Origin of the sequence: Streptomyces incarnatus (assembly GCF_001027185.1) — a bacterium.
Classification (GTDB): domain Bacteria; phylum Actinomycetota; class Actinomycetes; order Streptomycetales; family Streptomycetaceae; genus Streptomyces; species Streptomyces puniciscabiei.
Map to the genome: position 1 here is coordinate 217,327 of NZ_CP011497.1, position 17,488 is coordinate 234,814.

Genomic DNA, 17,488 nt, shown 5'->3' on the forward strand with positions numbered 1-17,488 from the left:
CTACAGTGCCGCCGCGTCCCCGGCCGATGCCGGCTGCGCGTTCCCGGCGGCCTGGTCAGGCCGCGTCGGCGGCACGGCCGGAAGGTGCTGGTGGGCCTCTGCGGCGGTGTAGGGGGAGGCGAAGGTGAAGGCGCGCGGGGACGGCCCGTGCGCGCGGAGGTCCGCCAGCCGCTCCAGGGCCTCGTCGACGGTCGGGAGATGGCCGACGGGGACCCACCAGAGCACCAGGTGCGCCTCGACGTGTCGCTCGAACCACTCGCGGCGCCGCCGTAGCACATCCAGGTGCCCGCTGCGGTAGGTGAAGTCCCACAGGGCCTCCTGGGTCTCCCACACCGTCAGGTTGACGATGACGTCCTCGCCCGCCGGACGCAGCGCGGTGGCATCGGCCGCCCCTTCCTCCACGAGCCGCCACACGAAGCCGGGCGCGCCATCGGCGGCCGTGTTGACCGGGTCGAGCAGCTCGACGAAGGGGGCCATGCGCGGGTCGTCGAGCGGGTGGCGGAGCGTGGCGACGTTGAGCTGGGCGAGGTGGGCGGCAGGCGCGGATGCGGTCATGGACAGATCCCAGCACGGCCCCGTTTCTATGTCAATCGATATTGTTTTTAGACGCCTCGACCACCACACAGCACTCCCCCGGTCGGGCGTCCATGCGGGCGCGGACGGGACCGTCCGTGCCGAGCAGTCCCTCCAGCAGCGCGAGATTCATGCCGCAGACGAGCGGCGGGAAGCGTTCGGCGACGGCGTGGAAGGGGCAGTTGCGCATACGGACGACGGGCGCGGCCTCCCCGCCCATCCCCTCGGCGCCCTCCAGGTGCGGTTCGTAGCCGCGGGCGGCCAGCATCTCCATGGCCTCGTCCAGGCCGCCGCAGGGTGCCGCCGAGCCGCGCAGGGCCTCGCCCCGACGGCGCGCCGCGGCGCAGAGCCCGGCATCCAGTCCGGCCTGCTCTGCGGCCTCGGCGAGCAGCTCGGCGGCGGTGCGGTAGTCGCGGGCGGGCAGCGACACCGCCCGCTCGGCCCGCACCCGCGTGTACACCTTGGCGGGACGGCCCGCCCCCGGCCCCGAGCGGCCGGTCAACCGGCGGCTGCCACTCTCCAGCAGCCCGGCCTCGGTCAGCTTGTCCAGATGGTGCGCAGCGAGCGTGCGCGCCACCCCGGCCGCCTCGGCGGCCTCGTTGCGGCCGACCTCGCGGCCCTGCGCCACCACGTACTCGTACAGGCGGCGCCGCACCGGATCCTGCAACGCGGCGATCGCATCGATGTCTTTCACCTTGCCATTCTAGGAACAACAGGGATGGGAGATAGAAGGCCGCAGGCCACGACGTCCCCCCACTCCCTGGGCGATCACCGCGGCCTCCTGCTTCGTGTTCCCGAGCGCGACCCCTCAGCGGCGGCGGGAGTTGAGCCGCGCGGCCTGGCGTGTCAGGTGGTCGCGCTCGGCGAGGTTGGGTGCCTTGTGGGCCGCCTCGGCATACAGGCGTGCCGCCGTCGCCAGGTCGCCGTCGCGTTCGTGGAGGTAGGCCGCCACCGCGGCGTGGCGGGGCAGTGAGGCATCCAACGTCGCGAGCTCCGCCAGGCCGGCGCGCGGTCCGTCGGCCTCGCCGACGGCGACCGCGCGGTTGAGCCGGACGACCGGGCTGTCGGTCAGGCGCGTGAGCTCGTCGTACCACTCGACGATCTGCACCCAGTCGGTCTCCTCGGCGGTGGGCGCGTCGGCGTGGAGGGCGGCGATGGCAGCCTGGGCCTGGAACTCGCCGAGCCGGTCGCGGGCGAGGGCCGCCTGCAGGATCGCGACGCCCTCGGCGATCAACTCCGTGTCCCAGCGGCTGCGGTCCTGCTCGGCGAGCGGCACCAGGCTGCCGTCGGGCGCGGTCCGGGCGGCGCGGCGCGCGTGGTGGAGCAGCATGAGGGCGAGCAGCCCCGCCACCTCGGGGTGGTCGATCCGCGCCGCGAGCTGCCGGGTGAGCCGGATGGCCTCGGCGGCGAGGTCGACGTCGCCGGAGTAGCCCTCGTTGAAGACGAGGTAGAGGACGCGCAGCACGGTGGCGACGTCGCCGGGCTGGTCGAACCGCACGCCGGAGACGGTGCGCTTGGCCCGGCTGATGCGCTGCGCCATGGTTGCCTCGGGCACCAGGTAGGCCTGGGCGATCTGGCGGGTAGTGAGACCGCCGACGGCGCGCAGTGTGAGCGCGACGGCGGACGACGGCGTCAGCGACGGGTGGGCGCACAGGAAGTAGAGCTGGAGCGTGTCGTCCACCGCGGGCGCGGGCCCGGGCGCCGGTTCCTCCTCGACGCGCTCCTCACGCCGGCGGCGGGCGGCGTCGGCGCGCGTAGCGTCGAGGTACTTGCGCCAGGCCACCGTGATCAGCCAGCCCTTCGCGTCCCGCGGCGGCTCGGCCGGCCAGACGCGGAGCGCCTCGACGAGCGCGTCCTGCACGGCGTCCTCGGCCGCCGCGAAGTCGGCTCCGCGGCGGACGAGGACGGTGAGCACGCTCGGTGTGAGGCTCCGGAGCAGGGCCTCGTTCATCGATGAGGGCACTCCGTGGTGGTGGGGTGCGCGGCCAGGAACGGGCGCAGCTCCAGCCACTCGTGGATCGGCTTGCCACCCGCCCCGGGCGCGGCCGACAGCTCCCCGGCCAGCTCGACGGCGCGCTCGTAGCTGTCGACGTCGATCACCATCCAGCCGGCGATGAGGTCCTTGGTCTCGGCGAACGGTCCGTCGGTGACCGGCGGGCGCCCCTCACCGTCGTACCGGACCCACGCTCCCTCTGGGGCCAGCGCCTGACCGTCGACGTACTCGCCCGTCTTCTCGAGCCGGGCCGCGAACTCGTTCATGTACCGCACATGCGCCGAGACCTCCTCCGGCGTCCACTGGTCCATCGGCACGTCGTTCACCGCGGCCGGGGCGCCGCGGTAGTGCTTCAGCAGCAGGTACTTGGCCATCGTGGTTCTCCTCGGTGCTCGTGCGACCCATTGTGGTCGCGTTCACCCCTGGGACGGAGCCAGGCACGGGTTCTCGACATCGCCGTACGAATTTTTTTGGGATCTCGTGGATGACCTTGTGTGAGCCGTCTCGCGGGTCTGGATACACAGCGCAGGGGCAAGAACGGGATTCCGCAAGCCTACGACGACGGCACGCCCCGTTGCCCCAACAGGCGAGCTTGTTCCCTCTTCAGATCGGCGAACCCCTGCCGTGCGTAGGTGGCGAGCTCCTCACTGGGGAACGGCACCAAAGACAGGTGCTGGTCGTAGCTGCCCTGGGTCCACCTGGCAACTGTGATCTCGTAGCCGGAGACATGGGCGCACAGGTGCAGCAGGATCGGCGGCATCTCCGGTTCCTTCAACAGGTCTGCGTGCCTGATGACGAGATCACGCATGGCCTGGATGTTCGGGAGGAACACCGTCGTGACCCACAGTCGCCACTCGGCCAGTTCTTCCTCGGTGGGCGGCGTCTCATGGACGAACGGTGATCTGCCGTCAGGGCGGGCGTTGCGTTCCTTGAAGGCGTGGAAGCTGCGGCTGTTGGCCTCCGTGAGGGCGAACAGGGGTCCGTAGAAGTCGCTGAGCTGGCGGTTCAGGCGTGCCAGACGTTCTTGGCGCTGTGCCAGGCGAAGGCCGTTGAGATACGTGGCGACATAGCCGACGAACGTCAGACCGATGGTGACGACCAGTGCGATCACGAAGGAGATGTTACCGAGCAGCGTACGGGTGGCGGCCGCCGAGGTCCGCGTCGTCGTCCTCTCGCACCGGATCGCCCGGCGCTCGCGGACGATCTCCATGCCGAGCAGGCGGCGCGGACCTCGGCGGCGACATGTCGGGCAGTGGCCGATCAGGTCAGGACGAGTTCCAGAACGGTGACCGAGAGCGGCGGCACGGTGCTGGCGAAGGACGCGGCCGCGCCGGTGACGGTACTGGTCCTGGGCACCAACGTGTCGGGCTCGGCCAGTGTGTTCGTGGTGGTGCGTGCGGGTCCGGTCAGGACGGTCGCGGTGGCTTGCCTCCTGACCCCCTTGGCCAGCCCCTTCAGTTCGACCGGCACATTCACCTTCTCCGTCCCGGAGTTGACGACCGCGAGGTAGAGGCGGTTCCCGGAGCGGGTGGCCACCGTGGCGAGGCCGGGCAGCGCACGTGCGGTGGCCGGCAGCACCGTGGTGCCGAGCCTGCTCGTCAGCATGTGCTGTGCCCAGTAGCTGGGAGACACGTAGCTGGTGAGGTTGTCGTAGGCGATCAGGTTGGTCGCCCAGACGTTGTTCCTGACGTGTGAGAAGAGCGGCGCGTAGCACTCCATGAGGACCTGGTCCGAGTTGCGGATCAGCCCGGCGAGCCAAGCGGCGTCGCCGAGTGCCGCGTTGAGGTCGGGTGTGGGGCGGCCCTCCTGCGCGGCCCACTCTCCCACGAACACCTTCGTCGAACCGCGGTCCCGGTTGTCGTACTTGTGGGTGGAGGCCTGGGCGGCGGACGGCGCGAGGTAGTAGTGCTCGTCGATCAGGTCCGGGGTGCGGCTCGTCACGGACGTCGTGGCGATCAGCTTCAGGTGCGGGTACTTCGCCTTGATCGCGTCGTGGAAGGCCGCGAACCGCTCGTCGTACGACCCCGAGGTGTCGAACCAGTCCTCGTTGCCGATCTCCACGTACTCCAGCGGGAACGGCTCCGGGTGTCCGTCGGCGGCACGTCGTGCGCCCCAGGTGCTGGTGACGGGGCCGGAGACGTACTCGATCTCGTCGAGGGCGTCCTGGACGAACGGCTTCAGCGCGTCGCCGGTGACGTGTGCGCCCTTGAGCGAATAGCCGGCGTAGACGGCGAGGACCGGCTGGGCGTGCAGGTCCTCGACCCATTGCAGGTATTCGAGGAGTCCGAGGCCGTCCGTGGACCAGTAGCCCCAGGCGTCGTCCATGTGGCCGGGGCGTTCCCAGACCGGACCGATGGTGTTCTTCCAGTCGTACCGGGTTGCGATGGTGTTGCCCTCGAGGAAGTTCCCGCCGGGGAAGCGCAGGAACTTCGGCTTCAGAGCGATCAGTTTCTCCATCAGGTCGACGCGCAGGCCGTTGGGCCGGTTGTTGTGGGTGGGCGGGAAGAGGGACACGTGCTGGAGCCACAGCGTCTCGCCCCCGGCGGCGGGATCGGCCGTGGTGACGGTCAGCCTCGCGTCGCCGGCCACGGGAGTGCGTGAACCGGTGCGCAGGGTCAGCTCGAACGGGCGGCCGGGGAAGGCGGTGCCGATGTGGGGCACGCGGGCGGACGCGTACACCGTCGAGCCGTCCGCCGACTCGATGGCCACCGTGAGCGGGCCGATGCGTCGCGACGCCTTGGCGAACAGCCGGGCGGTGTAGGTGGTTCTGGGCCGCACGGGTATGCCCCAGTAGCCGTCGTTGGCGACGCCGGCCCGGTTTCCGGCCCCGGTGCCGCTCGGCAGCACGACCTTGAGGGAACGGTTGAGCGCGGCGTTGAGCGGGGTGGCGGTGTCGAGGGCTAGGGTCGTACCGCCGACGGCGGACCAGTGGACGGGCGCGGTGTCGCTGGCCATCATCGAGCGGTTCTGCACCAGTTCGGCATAGATGCCGCCCTCGCCGGAGTGGTTGATGTCCTCGAACATCAAGCCGGGGAGGATCGGGGAGACAGCGTGCGCCGGGTTGGCGACGTCCACGCTCAGCAGCGGGGTCGTGGTCTCCACCGGGACGCCGGCCAGGGCTGCGACCTGGTCGGAGGTGAGGGCGGAGGGGAACATCCATACGTCGTCGATCAGGCCGTGCCACTGGTCGACGTGCCCACCGCCGTAGAGGGCACGGCCGATGGCGGTGTCACCGCTGCCGGCCCAGCCCGCGGTGTAGGCGGTCTCCCCCTCCAGTACGCCGTTGACGTAGAGGCGGATGACACCGGCGGTCGGGTCGCTGACGCCGACCAGGTGGGTCCAGGTGTCGGTGGTGGGCGCCGAAGCGGCGGCCGCGACCACGGCGTTCTGGGTGGCGTCCGAGCCCAGCCGGGCGAAGGCGAAGGTGCCGGTGTCGTCGCGCAGCCCCAGGTAGAAGGAGCTGACGACCTTGCCGTCGACGCTGACGGCGGTCTGGTATCCGCCGAGTTGCGCGAGGTTGACCCAGGCGCCCACCGAGAAGGCCTTGGAGGTGTCGAGGGCGGGTCCGGACGCCGTCGCGTTGCCGCCTGCCGCGAGGTTCAGGCTGTGGGTGCCGGCCTTGCCGGTGTCCCACCCGGCCGCGCCCTGGAGCGTCATGGTGCGGCCGTTGCCGGAGGAGTCGGCTGCGGAGGCGCCGGAGCCTTCGTCGAAGGTCCAGTGGGCGGCTGCGGCGGGCAGGTCCGCGGCGGTGGCACTCGCGGTTGTGCCGGCGGGTTCGGCGGCCCCGGCGGGAGCGGCGGCGGCGAAGGTCCCGGCGAGGGAGGCGGCCCCCAGGACGGTGAGGACGGTTCTGCGCGGCACTCCGGCTTCTGAAGGCATGCGGCTCATTCCTTTGTGACAGACCGTTGCGTTGCGTGGCGTACCGGCCGGAGCGGAGCGGCGTGCCGAAGCTGTCAGCCACCTTGTTCGATATCCCGTACGGCGATCGGTACTTCGAGCAGCAGGGATCTTAAGGTGTCCGCACGGCCCGTCAACACCCCCCGTACGGCAATGCCTCTTCGGGGCACGGGTGAGGGCCCAGCGGTTCAGCACACGTCCGGCTGAGAAGGCGAACGCAACGGCGCCATCGGCGAGCGCTCCCACCAGGCCTTCGCAACTGGCTCGCCCTGAGACTGACTTCGCGCGACTGACGAGGCGCTCCTCGCCGTAGAGCGGATGACACAGCCGCTCGGTGAAGGGGGTGCGGATGCCGACCCGCCTGAGATTGGGGTCCGCCGGGCCGGGCGGATGTGTCGGTCCAGTCCATCGTCCGGCAAACCCCGAGGTGACCTGATGCCCTTTGCCCTGTCACGGTCGAGTCGCCGCCGTCGACCACGGCGCGTGCTGATCGGCCTGACCGTTCTGAGTCTCTGCTGCCTGTCCGTGCTGCCCGCCGATGCCGCCACGCCCTCTTCGGGCACCGTCACCGATTCCGCGTCGTCGGTGACGTGGGGCGGCGGACCGTTCGTCGTGCCGAATGCCAGTGGCGCCGCGGGAGTTGTCTCCTGCGACGCGCTTCAGCCCTGCGACGACTACGCGCTCCGGGTCGCGGCGCCCGACGGGTACGACGCCGGGCACAGTCTGCGCGTGGAGATCAAGTGGGCCAATCCCGCCGCCGACTTCGACCTGTACGCGCTCGACGCCGACGGCCGGCAGATCGCCGCCGCCGCGTCCACGAGCGACCCGGAAGTGCTGCTCCTGCCGGCGGTGTCGGCGTCGTACACGCTCCGCGTCGTACCGTACGACCCGCTGGGCGAGAGCTACACCGGCACCGCGAGCCTGGTCACCGACCCGGTCAACCCGCCGCCGAGCACCGCGACCCCGCCGACGTACACCTCGTCCTCCGCGCCTGACACGCTGCCCGACGCGCACAACGCCGGTGAACCCTCCATAGGCGTGGACCGGGCCACCGGAGCGGTGATGTACCAGGCGTACACCTCGACCCTCAAGGTCACGTACGACAGCACCGGCGCGGCGACCTGGCAGGACCGCAGCGCCCGCGCCGCCGACGGCTGTCCGCAGGGCAGCCTCACCAGCCTCGACCCGATCCTGTTCACCGATCCGGCCACGCACCGCACCTTCGAGTCACAACTCGCGGGCAAGACCGCGCTGACCTGCTACACCGACGACGACGGCGCGACCTGGACGCCGACCGCGGGCTCCGGCATCGACTCGGGTGTCGACCACCAGACGCTGGGCGGCGGCCCGTTCGCAGCGGGTGGCGCCGGGGCGCTGACCGGCTACCCGGACGCGGTCTACTACTGCTCCCAGGACATCGCCGATGCCTCGTGCGCGGTCAGCCGCGACGGCGGGCTGACATACGGACCGGCGGTTCCCATGTACTCCCTGCTGGACTGCGGCGGCCTGCACGGCCATGTGAAGGTGGCCCACGACGGCACCGTCTACGTCCCCAACAAGGGCTGCAACGCCCATCAGGCCATTGCGGTGTCCGAGGACAACGGCCTGACCTGGCACGTGCGCCCCGACCCGGCGAGCACCGCGGGCGACTCCGACCCCAGCGTCGGCATCGGCTCCGCCGGCAGCGTCTACATGGGCTACCAGAACAGCGACGGCACCGCCCGGATCGCCGTCAGCCACGACAAGGGCAGGACGTGGCTGTACGACCAGAACGTCGGCGCCTCCCTCGGCATCAAGAACATCGTCTTCCCCGCGGTGACCGCGGGCGACGACGACCGTGCCGCCTTCGCCTTCCTCGGCACCACCACCGGCGGCAACTACCAGGACACCAGCGGCTTCACGGGCGTATGGCACCTGTACGTGGCCACCACCTACGACGGCGGCCGCTCCTGGGTGACCGTGGACGCCACCCCGACCGACCCCGTCCAGAAGGGCTCCGTCTGCACCGGCGGCACCACCTGCGGTCAGGACCGCAACCTGCTCGATTTCATGGACGTCACCCTCGACGCCCGGGGCCGGGTGCTGGTCGGCTACGCCGACGGCTGCACCGGGGCCTGTGCGACCGGCGGGGCACAGAACTACGACGCCCTGGCCGCCCTCGCCCGCCAGGTCACCGGCAAGACGCTGTTCGGTGCCTTTGACACGATGTTCGCCAAGAAGCACCAGGAGGCCAGGTGAGCGGCCCGGTGACGACGTTCCGGGCCGGGATGGCAGCCGGTGCCGGCGCGGTGCTCCTCGCGGTGCTCGTGACCGGCTGCGGGACAGGTGGCGGCGGTTCGAAGGCCGGGCGGAGCGCTGCCGACGACACCACGGTGCGGCCCGCTGCGACGGGGTGCCCCTCGGAGGCCGCACGACCACTGCCGGGCGACTTCCCGTCGTCGCTCCCGGTGCCCGTGAAGGCGACGGTCACCTCGGTGGAACACCGCACCGGCCACCGTCTGATCGTCCACACAGTGGTCCACGAGGGCTTCCGAAGCGTCCTTTCCTTCCTCCAACGGGAGCTGCCCGAGGCGCACTACGCCTTGAAGGACGGAGAAGTGGAGCAGGACGACGCCGAGTCCGACTTCACCTCCCCCACGGTGGAGGGCCGGTGGGCTCTGCGGACGATGCCCGACTGTCCCGGGACGGTGTCGCTCACTTACCTGACGGCACCGCGGCACTGACCGACCGCCCCGGCGGGAGCCGACGCCGAGCACGAGCGCCGGCTCCCGCGAGGCAGCGAGCACCGCGTCCCGGTGCTGGTCAGGGAGCCCGCCTTCCGCCCGGACGATCCGGTCGGCGCGCGCACCCATCTGGGCACCGCCGTGCCGTACGCCAACCTGCGCGGCGCGGTCCCCGCGGGCCGGATCCGGACGGCCTACTCCCGCATGCCTGTCACCCGCGAAGCCAACAAAGTGGGACACGACAGGCCTGCTGGAAGGGAGCATGCGCCCGTGGGGATCCCGAGCCCGTTTCACTTCCTGAGGACAGGCGTGGACACAGGGCAGCGCCGGCGACGGCGCCCCCGACTGCGTACCACGGCGGTCACGGTCGCGCTCGCCGCGGCAGCGGCCGGCTGTCCCGCCTCCCGCCCGTCGGACCGCACCGGGAGTCCCCCCATGATGGGAGAGCGGGACCTGGCATCCGCCGTGACCAGGGTGAACCACACCTACCAGATACCCGATCCCCTGCCGGCAGCGGAACCGGGCACACTGATCGCGGCTACGGACCACGGCCCCGACGCGCGGCTGGAGAACGCGCGGCGCTGGACGGTGCTGTACCACTCCACCAACGCACGCGGCGCGGACGTCGCCGTCAGCGGCACCGTACTGCTGCCACCGGGCAGCCCTCCACGGGGAGGCCGGCCGGTGGTGTCCTGGGCGCATGGCACGACCGGTGTGGCCGACGCCTGCGCGCCCTCGCAGTCTGCGAACCTGGGCTCGGAGGCCTTCGCTCAGGAACTGCGCGCGCTGCTGCGCGCCGGCTACGCGGTCACTGCCTCGGACTACCCCGGACTGGGCACGCCGGGCCCGCACACCTATCTGGTCGGGGCGGACGAGGGCAACGCCGTGGCCGACATCGTCACCGCGGCCCGGCGGCTGGTGCCCGGCCTGGCGCCGGTGTGGTTCGCGGTCGGACACTCACAAGGGGGCCAGGCCGCACTGTTCGCCACCCACACCGAGCGCCGGACGGGCGGCCGGCGCCTCGGCGCGGCGGTGGCCCTCGCCCCGGCCAGCCACCTGGAGTCAATGCTCGCGGGGGTGAAAGCCTCCCATGTGCCCAGCGAGCTGTCCTTCGCCTTCTACTCGCTGGCCGGCCTGTCGGCCACCGAGCCCGCCGGCCACGCGGCGGATCTGCGCGCGCTGCTGGGACCCTCGGCCGCCGCCACGGCCTCCCGGGTGATCGCCGACTGCGTGACGCACAGCCATCCCGCGCTCAAGGGGGTGAACACCGAGCGGATGCTGCCGCTGAGAGGGGAACAGCTGCGGAGCATGGGCGAGCGGATGGGCGCCTACGGCGATCCGGACCGCTCCGCCATCACCGTCCCCACTCTGGTCATCCAGGGCGGCGCCGACCAGGATGTGCCGCCTGCCTGGACCGACGAGGTCGTGGCCCACCTGCGTCGCCTGGGCTCCCCCTCACTGGTCTACCGCACCTACCCCGGTGCGGGCCACGATCAGGTCCTCGGCCAGTCGATCTGCGATCTGCTGCACTTCCTCCACGCCCACGGCGGAACCCGCCCCGGGGCCTGCGCACCGCCCCCGAGCAGCCACGCTTGACCCGGTCGGACAGGCCGCCGAGCCCGGTTCGGCATCGAACCGACCACACCGTTCGGGCGGGCTTGCGCCACAGGTGCCTGACGACTGCCCGCGGGGTCCTCGCGGCCTCTCAGCAGGTCCCGTCGACTCGCAGCGGGTCCCGTCGACTCGCGGCGGTCCTGTCGGCTCACACCGGTCCCGTCGGCTCACACCGGTCCCGTCGGCTCTCAGCGGTTCCCTCTGGCGGCAGCGGAGACATGTGTCAGAGTGGAGACATCCGGACGGCGCGGTCAGCGCGGACGAGACAGGAGAGGGCAGCCTGTCATGTCCATATATTCCCGTCCCCGCAGTGCGGGGGCGGCCCCCATGAACTCCGTCGACCGGCGGAGCGAGGAGTACGCGGACCTGTTCGGGCAGGCCCCGGTGATCTTCGTTGCGCTCAGCGGCCCGAGGCACCTGCTGGAAGCGGCCAACTCGGCATTCTTCGAAGCCCTCGGGTGCGATCGCGGGCGCCTCGGCGAGCCGGTGGGAGAGGTGATCCCGGAACTGGTTCCACAAGGCGTCCTCGACCGGCTCGACGCGGTCTACCGCACCGGCGTGGCGTACCGGGCCCGGGACGGACGGCTTCTGCTGGGCGGGCCGGGCACGCAGCGGGAAGGGTTCTTCGACTTCACCTACGAGCCCCGCCGGGACGCCGCCGGCCGGATCGACGGGGTCGTGGTGATCGCGGTCGAGACCACCGCCTACCACCACGCGCACCTCCTGGCCGCCGAGCAGCGCGCGCTGCTGGAGCAGATCGCACGGGACGCCCCGCTGGACGAGATCCTCCATGGCATGGCCACCGCGATCGAGGACCTCTCCCCGGACATGCTCGTCTCGGTCCTGCTCGTCGACCCCGACGGGCAGCGCCTGCGGCACGGTACGGGCCCGCGCCTGCCCGACTTCTACAACGAGGCGATCGACGGGGCACCCATAGCGGAGGGCGTCGGCTCGTGCGGCACGACCGCCTTCCGGCGCGAACCGGTGATCGTCACGGACATCGCCACCGATCCCCTGTGGAAGGACTACCGCGACCTGGCACTGAGGGCCGGGGTCGCGGCGTGCTGGTCCACACCCATCCAGGACGCGGAGGGCCGGCTGCTGGGCACCTTCGCGATGTACCACCGCACGCCCAAGGCTCCCACGGGCAAGGACCTGGCGCTCAGCGCCTCCTTCGCCCGCATAGCCGCGCTGGCCATCGAACGCCACACCGCCGTGGAGGCAAGACGCGCCGCCCAGGACCGCGAGAAGGCCGCCCGGGAGGATCTGGCCTTCCTGCTGGAGGCCAGCACCGCCGTCACCGGCGAGACACACTATGCGGACAGCCTTCAGCGCATGGCCCGGCTGACCGTACCGACCCTGGCACCGCTGTGTGCCGTCCATGTGTCCGAACGCGGCCAGATCCAGCGCATCGCCATCGCCGCGTCGACCCGGGAGGGCGAGAAGCTCCTCTCCTCCCCCACGCTCTGCGACGAGGTGGACGCCGCTGTCACCCGCGTGCTCGCCTCCGGCGCCACCGAGTCCGCCCACGAGAGCGGCCTGTGCACGCGGCTCGGCATCAGGGACTTCGTGTGCGTGCCGCTGACCACCAGGGGCCGCACCTTCGGAGCGCTGACCCTCCTGACCACCGACCGGCCCTTGGACGAACGCAAGGTCGCCCTGGCCCAGGAACTCGCCCGCCGGGCCGCTTCGAGCGCCGACAACGCCCATCAGTTCACCGACCGCGTCCGGCTTTCCCACGATCTTCAGGCAGGCCTGCTGCCTCCGGAGTTGCCCAGGATTCCCGGTGCGACCCTGGCGGCCTCGTACCATCCCGCCGGTGAGGGTCTTGAGGTCGGCGGCGACTTCTACGACGTCTTCCCGCTGCCCGCCGACCGCTGGGCACTCATGATCGGCGACGTCTCCGGACGCGGCGCGCTGGCGGCCACCACCACCGGAATGGTCCGCCACACCGCACGCGCCGCCGCCCGCCTCCTCGACGAACCGGCGGCCGTGGTCACCGCCATCAACGAAGCGCTGACGGGGAGCACCGTCGAGGACGACCAGTTCGTCTCGCTCGTCTACGGCGAGCTGCGGCACACCGCGTCCCACCTCACGCTCACCCTGATCCGGGCAGGGCACGTACCACCGCTCGTGCGCCGCGCCGCCGGCACGGTCGTGGAACTCACGCAACCGGGTCTGCTGCTGGGCATCGGGCCTGATCCCGACCTCTGCCCGTGCCGCATCGACCTGCGCTCCGGCGACAGCCTCGTCCTCGTCACCGACGGCATCACCGAGGCCCGTTCCGCCACCGGTGAGTTCTTCGGCGAGGAGCGCCTGTCGGATGCGCTGCGAGCCGTCCGGACCACCAGGCCCACGGCCGCTGCCGTCGTCGAGTCCATCACGACCGCGGTCACCGCGTTCGCGGGCAGTGCCACCCCCGACGACCAGGCCGCACTGGTGATCACCGCCATCTGACGGCCCCGACGGCGCGGCATCCGTTCCGCCGCCTCCGTGCTCACCCCTGTTCACCGGACGGACCGGACAGGGCGAGTCACCCGGAGGGCCCAACAAGGGTCACAACACTCGTACGGCGGACCCGGGGTGCCGCAGGTTGACGCTTCCGGAAGCCTAGGATCCGGCACCGGACAACGGGGTGTCCTCTGCCCTGCCTGGCACGGGCGGGCTCACCTCACAACCGGAGGAGATGGCATCGTGCACCACGCCGGCAGAACCTGCTGGAGGCGCTTCGCCGCCGTCCTGATCCCCGGCATCGCGGCCTCCGCCGCCCTCGCCATCGCCATGGCACAGGGAGCCCTGGCCGCGTCCTTCTTCATCTCCGGCCAGCGGTTCCAGGTGACCGCGGACACGCTGACCATTCGCGGCTTCAGCCTCTACGGCACGGTGGACGTGCCCAAGAAGGGCAGTCCCGTGCCGGTCCTGGTCGTCGGAGCCCGACACGCCACGATCCGCGGACTGTGCCAGTCCGTAGTGGTCGAGGTCCCGGTACTGGGTCCACAGACGTTCAAACTCACCGGCGGCAACGAACGACCCGCCAAGGCGACGAGCATGTTCATCGATGCGACGTCCGAGTCCGTCGGGCAGGCGAATTTCAGAGGGGTCGACATCGGGGTCGCGCAGGGGGCGATCACCAAGGGGCCGGTCAATCCGGGTGACAGGGACTCCCGGTTCTTCGATCCCAACGGCGTCGGGCAGCAGGCCGTGTCGGCCACGCTGACGAACGTGCGCGTGACGGCGGTCGCGGTCTCGGCCGGCACGTTCAACATTCCCGGACTCCATGAGCAGGTCATGCAGGGCCGCCACGCATGCTTCTGACCCAGAGGCACGTCCCCTACGCCCCAAGCCCTCCGCCATCCGAGCCCGGCATGTTCTCGCCGCAAACCTGATCAGGACAGGACACGTGTTCATCGACTTGCTCCACGGCCCCGCACAACTGCGCCGCACGGCCGCCGTCGCCCGGCGCGGATTCAGAACCTGGCGCGGTGAACGCCCCTTCTGGGCCGGGGTGTTCACCTTCCAGGCAAGCCTCCCCATTCTGTATCTGCCCTACGCTCATCTCGATCTCGGGGGAATTCCCCTGGCCCTGTCGACCACCTCGGGCGCCGGGTCCCTGATCATCGGCGTTCTGCTCATGGCCCTGTCCGTCAGCCTCTGGTACCAGCAGCGGTTTCGCGTATTCGCCGGCATCGCCACCCTGCTGCTCGCCCTCGTCTCCTTTCCGGTCGCGAACTTCGGCGGCTTCCTGCTCGGGCTGGTCTCCGCCCTGATCGGCGGCTCCTTGGCCTGCGCCTGGATCCCGCCCACCGCCGCCGAGCCGCCGACGGCTGCGGCGGCGACTCCGCCTCCGAATGCCACTTCCACTTCCACTGCCACTGCCACGAACAGCGCTTCCCCAGCCGTTCCGGCGGTGGGAGAGACAACGTGACACGTGACAACCGCACCGGACAGGCCGCGAACGGCCCGGTGCCCGAGCCCCACGGCCCCAGCCCCGCCGAGCCGCACACCAGCCGCGTGACCGGCCGAGTGCGACGTCCCATCGTGTGCACGCTGGCCGCGGCTGCCGTCCCCCTGGCCCTGCACCTCACCACACCCCTGACGGCGAACACGCTGCTCTCCCCCGCCGACACCACGGGGTCCGAGACCCCCTCGAGCCTCACACCGGCACCCACGGACGCCGGGCCGACGCAGTCGGGCGGCACGCCTACGCCCACGGACGCCGGGCCGTCACAAGCCAGCGGCACACCGGCGCCGTCGAGCTCCCCGCGGGCATCGGTGAGCACCGCACCAGCAACGATGAGCGCGTCGCCTGCTCTCTCCGAGGCACCGCTCGATCGGCCGCCGGTCCGTCCCGCGAGCCCCTCCTGGGTACTGCGAACCGACCGGCTCGTACTCCGCGGCGCCGCATTCGAGGGTGTGGTCACCGTGCGCCGCGCGGCCGGGGTCGTGCGGATGCTGAAGTTCACGGCCAGATCGGTGGACGCCGTCGACCTCGACGTGACCGCGGGCCGGGGCCGTGCCGCGATGCGGCTGCGGACCGGACACAGGACCACGGCCACACTCAAACGCGGAGGCAGCCGCCGTGTGGTGACCCTGTATGTGCGCAGGCTGTCCGGCACGGTCACAGGCCTCGGCGGCGCACCGCTCCCGGCCGACCGGACCGTCACCATCACCCCTGATGCCGTACCGGACTGGTTGTCCGACCCTGCCGTCCCCGCCCGCACCTTCACCTTCACCGACGCGACCGTGGCGCAGATCGCCCAGTTCGGGGGCGATCTGTCGGTCCGTGGCGCGGTCTACCGAGCCGCCGGCGGGTGACGGCCGGCGAAGAGGGCACCCCGCGCCGGCGGCCGGCCCGCAGGCGGCGGGGCCTGGGATCGCGCAGAACCCGGTCATGTGTGAGGGGACCCGAGGCACGGCAGCTCAGAGCCCCGTCTCGGACTCAGGGGCGGGGGTGCCGCTGGGCGAGGAGGGCAGCGATGTCGTCGTCGAGTTCGCCACCGCTGTAGGCGATCAGGTCGTGGTGGAGATGGTGGAGAAGCTGGTGGGGTGACTCGCCGCTCCATGAGCGGATCCGTTCGGCAAGGGGGTAGAAGGTGCCGGAGCGGTCGCGGGTCTCGGTGACCCCGTCGGTGTACAGCAGGAGCTTGTCCCCGGGGTGGAACGGGGCGAGGTCGACGTGGTACCCGTCGCCCATCAGCATGCCCAGGTTGAGCGGCGGCGAGGGAGCGGCGGGCTGCAGCTCCCGGACCTCGCCGCGGTGCAGCAGCAGCGGGGGCGGGTGGCCGCAGGTGACGGTCCGCACCACCGGTTCGTGGTCCGGGATCTCGGCGAGGAGAGCGGTGACGAAACGTTCAGCGATCTCCGAGCCCGGGACCCCCGGGTAGTGGGCGGCGTGACGGCTCATGCTCGTCTCCAGGCGACGCGCTAGGCCGGGCAGATCGGGCGCGTCGTAGGCGGCCTCACGGAAGGCGCTGAGCAGCGTGGCGGCGGTCTGGATCGCGAGCAGGCCCTTGCCGCGTACGTCGCCGATGAGCAGCCGTACGCCATGCGGAGTGTGCATCGCCTCGTACAGGTCGCCACCGATGCGGGCTTCCGCCGCGGCGGCCAGGTACAGACTCTCGAGCGTGACGTGCCCGAGGTGTCGCGGTACCGGATGCAGCACCGCCAGCTGGGCGGTCTCGGCCACTGAACGGACCTGAACCAGCTGATCGGCGCGTCGGCCCAGCAGGCGGTTGAAGAAGACGGCGAAGGCCGCGATCGCCGCGAGGGTGGCCAGCTCGGAGTAGGCGGTCGCGTCCCGCAGCGCATGGAAGTCCACCATCAGGCCGATGAAAATGGCGCACGCGCCCACTCCGATGAGCACAGTCCCCCACAGGGGCAGCAGCGCGGCGGCGGAGACCATGGCCGTGGCGAGGAAGGCGTCCGGCCTGACATCGCGGGGTGTGGCGAGGCCGACGGCCAGGCCGACGAACAGCAGAAGAGCAGGCAGCACAGGCAGCAACCTGCCCCGCGCACCAGCATGGTGCGTGACTCTGCGTCCCTCAGAAGACCTCGCCACCGTGCCGCTCCCCAAGGTCGCACAGGTCGAGCGGCGGCCCAGGTCCGGAAGCCAGGGCACCGATTCGGGCAATTTTATCGCTGCTCACCCGATCCCTTGGGGACATGAGCAGGGAACACCGGCGACCCGCTCAGGTCACGGCGCGGGCGGAGGCTCCGGGGCGCGTGTACGCCTGTCGGGGAGCGAGCGGCCCGTGATCGCCCGAGCAGATGACGACGGCTTCCACCTGCTCGCCGCAGTCACGGTGCCGCACCTCCAACGGCGGCCCCTCCGGGTCGGCGGTGTAGCGATCGCCCCACTGCTTCAGGGCGATCATCACGGGCCACAGATCCCAGCCCTTCCGGGTGAGCCGGTACTCGTGGCGAGTGCGGTGTCCCGGTTCGCGGTACGGCACGGTCTCCAGGATCCCGGCGGCCACCAGTTTGCGCAGCCGGTCCGCCAGCACCGCCTCCGAGAGTCCCACGTGCCGCCGGAACTCGTCGAAACGGCGTACGCCGTTCATGGCGTCGCGCAACACCAGCATCGACCACTTCTCGCCGATCAGGTCGAGGGTGCGCTGCACCGTGCAGTTCTCCGTACTGGTCTCCAGCCAGGTCATGCGCTCATCGTAGGCTGGCTTCGACGTTGACA

15 protein-coding genes are annotated in these 17,488 nt (G+C 71.2%); 7 read left to right on the forward strand and 8 right to left on the reverse strand.

Translation table 11 applies throughout. The features are described 5' to 3' along the window. The 6 genes from ABB07_RS01045 to ABB07_RS01070 form a co-directional block, all read right to left on the reverse strand. A complete protein-coding gene (locus tag ABB07_RS01045; RefSeq protein ID WP_208896785.1) occupies window positions 1–555 on the reverse strand; it encodes a DUF3291 domain-containing protein in 555 nt (184 codons plus the stop codon). Between the two features lie 31 nt (window positions 556–586). After that, the gene (locus tag ABB07_RS01050) at window positions 587–1,267 is read right to left on the reverse strand and encodes a helix-turn-helix transcriptional regulator (RefSeq protein WP_208896786.1); all 681 of its coding nucleotides are present in this window, start codon (window positions 1,265–1,267) and stop codon (window positions 587–589) included. 114 nt (window positions 1,268–1,381) lie between these two features. Continuing rightward, window positions 1,382–2,524, reverse strand: a complete 1,143-nt coding sequence (locus ABB07_RS01055; RefSeq protein WP_208896787.1) for an RNA polymerase sigma factor — start codon at window positions 2,522–2,524, stop codon at window positions 1,382–1,384. Continuing rightward, window positions 2,521–2,940 carry a YciI family protein gene (locus ABB07_RS01060; protein ID WP_208896788.1) on the reverse strand — a complete coding sequence of 140 codons (420 nt, stop codon included), beginning with the start codon at window positions 2,938–2,940 and terminating at the stop codon, window positions 2,521–2,523. The genes ABB07_RS01055 and ABB07_RS01060 overlap by 4 nt, the downstream gene beginning before the upstream one ends. Window positions 2,941–3,119: 179 nt before the next feature. After that, window positions 3,120–3,677: a hypothetical protein gene (locus tag ABB07_RS01065; protein ID WP_208903203.1), complete on the reverse strand. Its 558-nt coding sequence runs from the start codon at window positions 3,675–3,677 to the stop codon at window positions 3,120–3,122. A 149-nt stretch (window positions 3,678–3,826) separates the two neighbouring features. Next, window positions 3,827–6,445 carry a LamG-like jellyroll fold domain-containing protein gene (locus ABB07_RS01070; protein ID WP_208896789.1) on the reverse strand — a complete coding sequence of 873 codons (2,619 nt, stop codon included), beginning with the start codon at window positions 6,443–6,445 and terminating at the stop codon, window positions 3,827–3,829. 501 nt (window positions 6,446–6,946) lie between these two features. Between ABB07_RS01070 and ABB07_RS01075 the strand changes: the two genes are divergently transcribed. The 7 genes from ABB07_RS01075 (at window position 6,947) to ABB07_RS01105 (ending at window position 15,615) form a co-directional block, all read left to right on the forward strand. Continuing rightward, window positions 6,947–8,701 (forward strand): sialidase family protein, encoded by a 1,755-nt coding sequence (locus ABB07_RS01075; protein WP_208896790.1) that lies wholly within the window; start codon window positions 6,947–6,949, stop codon window positions 8,699–8,701. Then, a complete protein-coding gene (locus tag ABB07_RS01080) occupies window positions 8,698–9,186 on the forward strand; it encodes a hypothetical protein (RefSeq protein WP_208896791.1) in 489 nt (162 codons plus the stop codon). Before ABB07_RS01075 ends, ABB07_RS01080 begins: the two co-directional genes overlap by 4 nt. A gap of 435 nt (window positions 9,187–9,621) precedes the next feature. After that, window positions 9,622–10,782 (forward strand): alpha/beta hydrolase family protein, encoded by a 1,161-nt coding sequence (locus ABB07_RS01085; protein ID WP_244189154.1) that lies wholly within the window; start codon window positions 9,622–9,624, stop codon window positions 10,780–10,782. 345 nt (window positions 10,783–11,127) lie between these two features. Further along, the gene (locus tag ABB07_RS01090) at window positions 11,128–13,257 is read left to right on the forward strand and encodes a SpoIIE family protein phosphatase (protein WP_244189155.1); all 2,130 of its coding nucleotides are present in this window, start codon (window positions 11,128–11,130) and stop codon (window positions 13,255–13,257) included. A 237-nt stretch (window positions 13,258–13,494) separates the two neighbouring features. After that, window positions 13,495–14,115: a DUF6230 family protein gene (locus tag ABB07_RS01095; protein WP_244189156.1), complete on the forward strand. Its 621-nt coding sequence runs from the start codon at window positions 13,495–13,497 to the stop codon at window positions 14,113–14,115. Between the two features lie 85 nt (window positions 14,116–14,200). Continuing rightward, window positions 14,201–14,725, forward strand: coding sequence for a DUF6114 domain-containing protein (locus ABB07_RS01100; RefSeq protein WP_208896793.1), 525 nt, complete (start codon window positions 14,201–14,203; stop codon window positions 14,723–14,725). Then, a complete protein-coding gene (locus ABB07_RS01105; RefSeq protein ID WP_208896794.1) occupies window positions 14,722–15,615 on the forward strand; it encodes a hypothetical protein in 894 nt (297 codons plus the stop codon). The genes ABB07_RS01100 and ABB07_RS01105 overlap by 4 nt, the downstream gene beginning before the upstream one ends. Window positions 15,616–15,739: 124 nt before the next feature. On the opposite strand, the gene ABB07_RS01110 is transcribed toward ABB07_RS01105, so the two are convergent. Then, entirely contained in the window at window positions 15,740–16,792 is a 1,053-nt protein-coding gene (locus tag ABB07_RS01110) for a PP2C family protein-serine/threonine phosphatase (RefSeq protein WP_244189157.1), read from the reverse strand. A 196-nt stretch (window positions 16,793–16,988) separates the two neighbouring features. Continuing rightward, on the reverse strand, window positions 16,989–17,456 hold the full coding sequence (locus ABB07_RS01115) for a winged helix-turn-helix transcriptional regulator (RefSeq protein WP_208896795.1): 468 nt from the start codon (window positions 17,454–17,456) through the stop codon (window positions 16,989–16,991). Between the last annotated feature and the right edge of the window lie 32 nt (window positions 17,457–17,488).

Coding starts and splice junctions, on each gene's coding strand:
- ABB07_RS01045 (WP_208896785.1), bottom strand. CDS start 555: ATGACCGCATCCGCGCCTGCCGCCCACCTCGCCCAGCTCAACGTCGCC.
- ABB07_RS01055 (WP_208896787.1), bottom strand. CDS start 2,524: ATGAACGAGGCCCTGCTCCGGAGCCTCACACCGAGCGTGCTCACCGTC.
- ABB07_RS01060 (WP_208896788.1), bottom strand. CDS start 2,940: ATGGCCAAGTACCTGCTGCTGAAGCACTACCGCGGCGCCCCGGCCGCG.
- ABB07_RS01070 (WP_208896789.1), bottom strand. CDS start 6,445: ATGCCTTCAGAAGCCGGAGTGCCGCGCAGAACCGTCCTCACCGTCCTG.
- ABB07_RS01085 (WP_244189154.1), top strand. CDS start 9,622: ATGATGGGAGAGCGGGACCTGGCATCCGCCGTGACCAGGGTGAACCAC.
- ABB07_RS01090 (WP_244189155.1), top strand. CDS start 11,128: ATGAACTCCGTCGACCGGCGGAGCGAGGAGTACGCGGACCTGTTCGGG.
- ABB07_RS01115 (WP_208896795.1), bottom strand. CDS start 17,456: ATGACCTGGCTGGAGACCAGTACGGAGAACTGCACGGTGCAGCGCACC.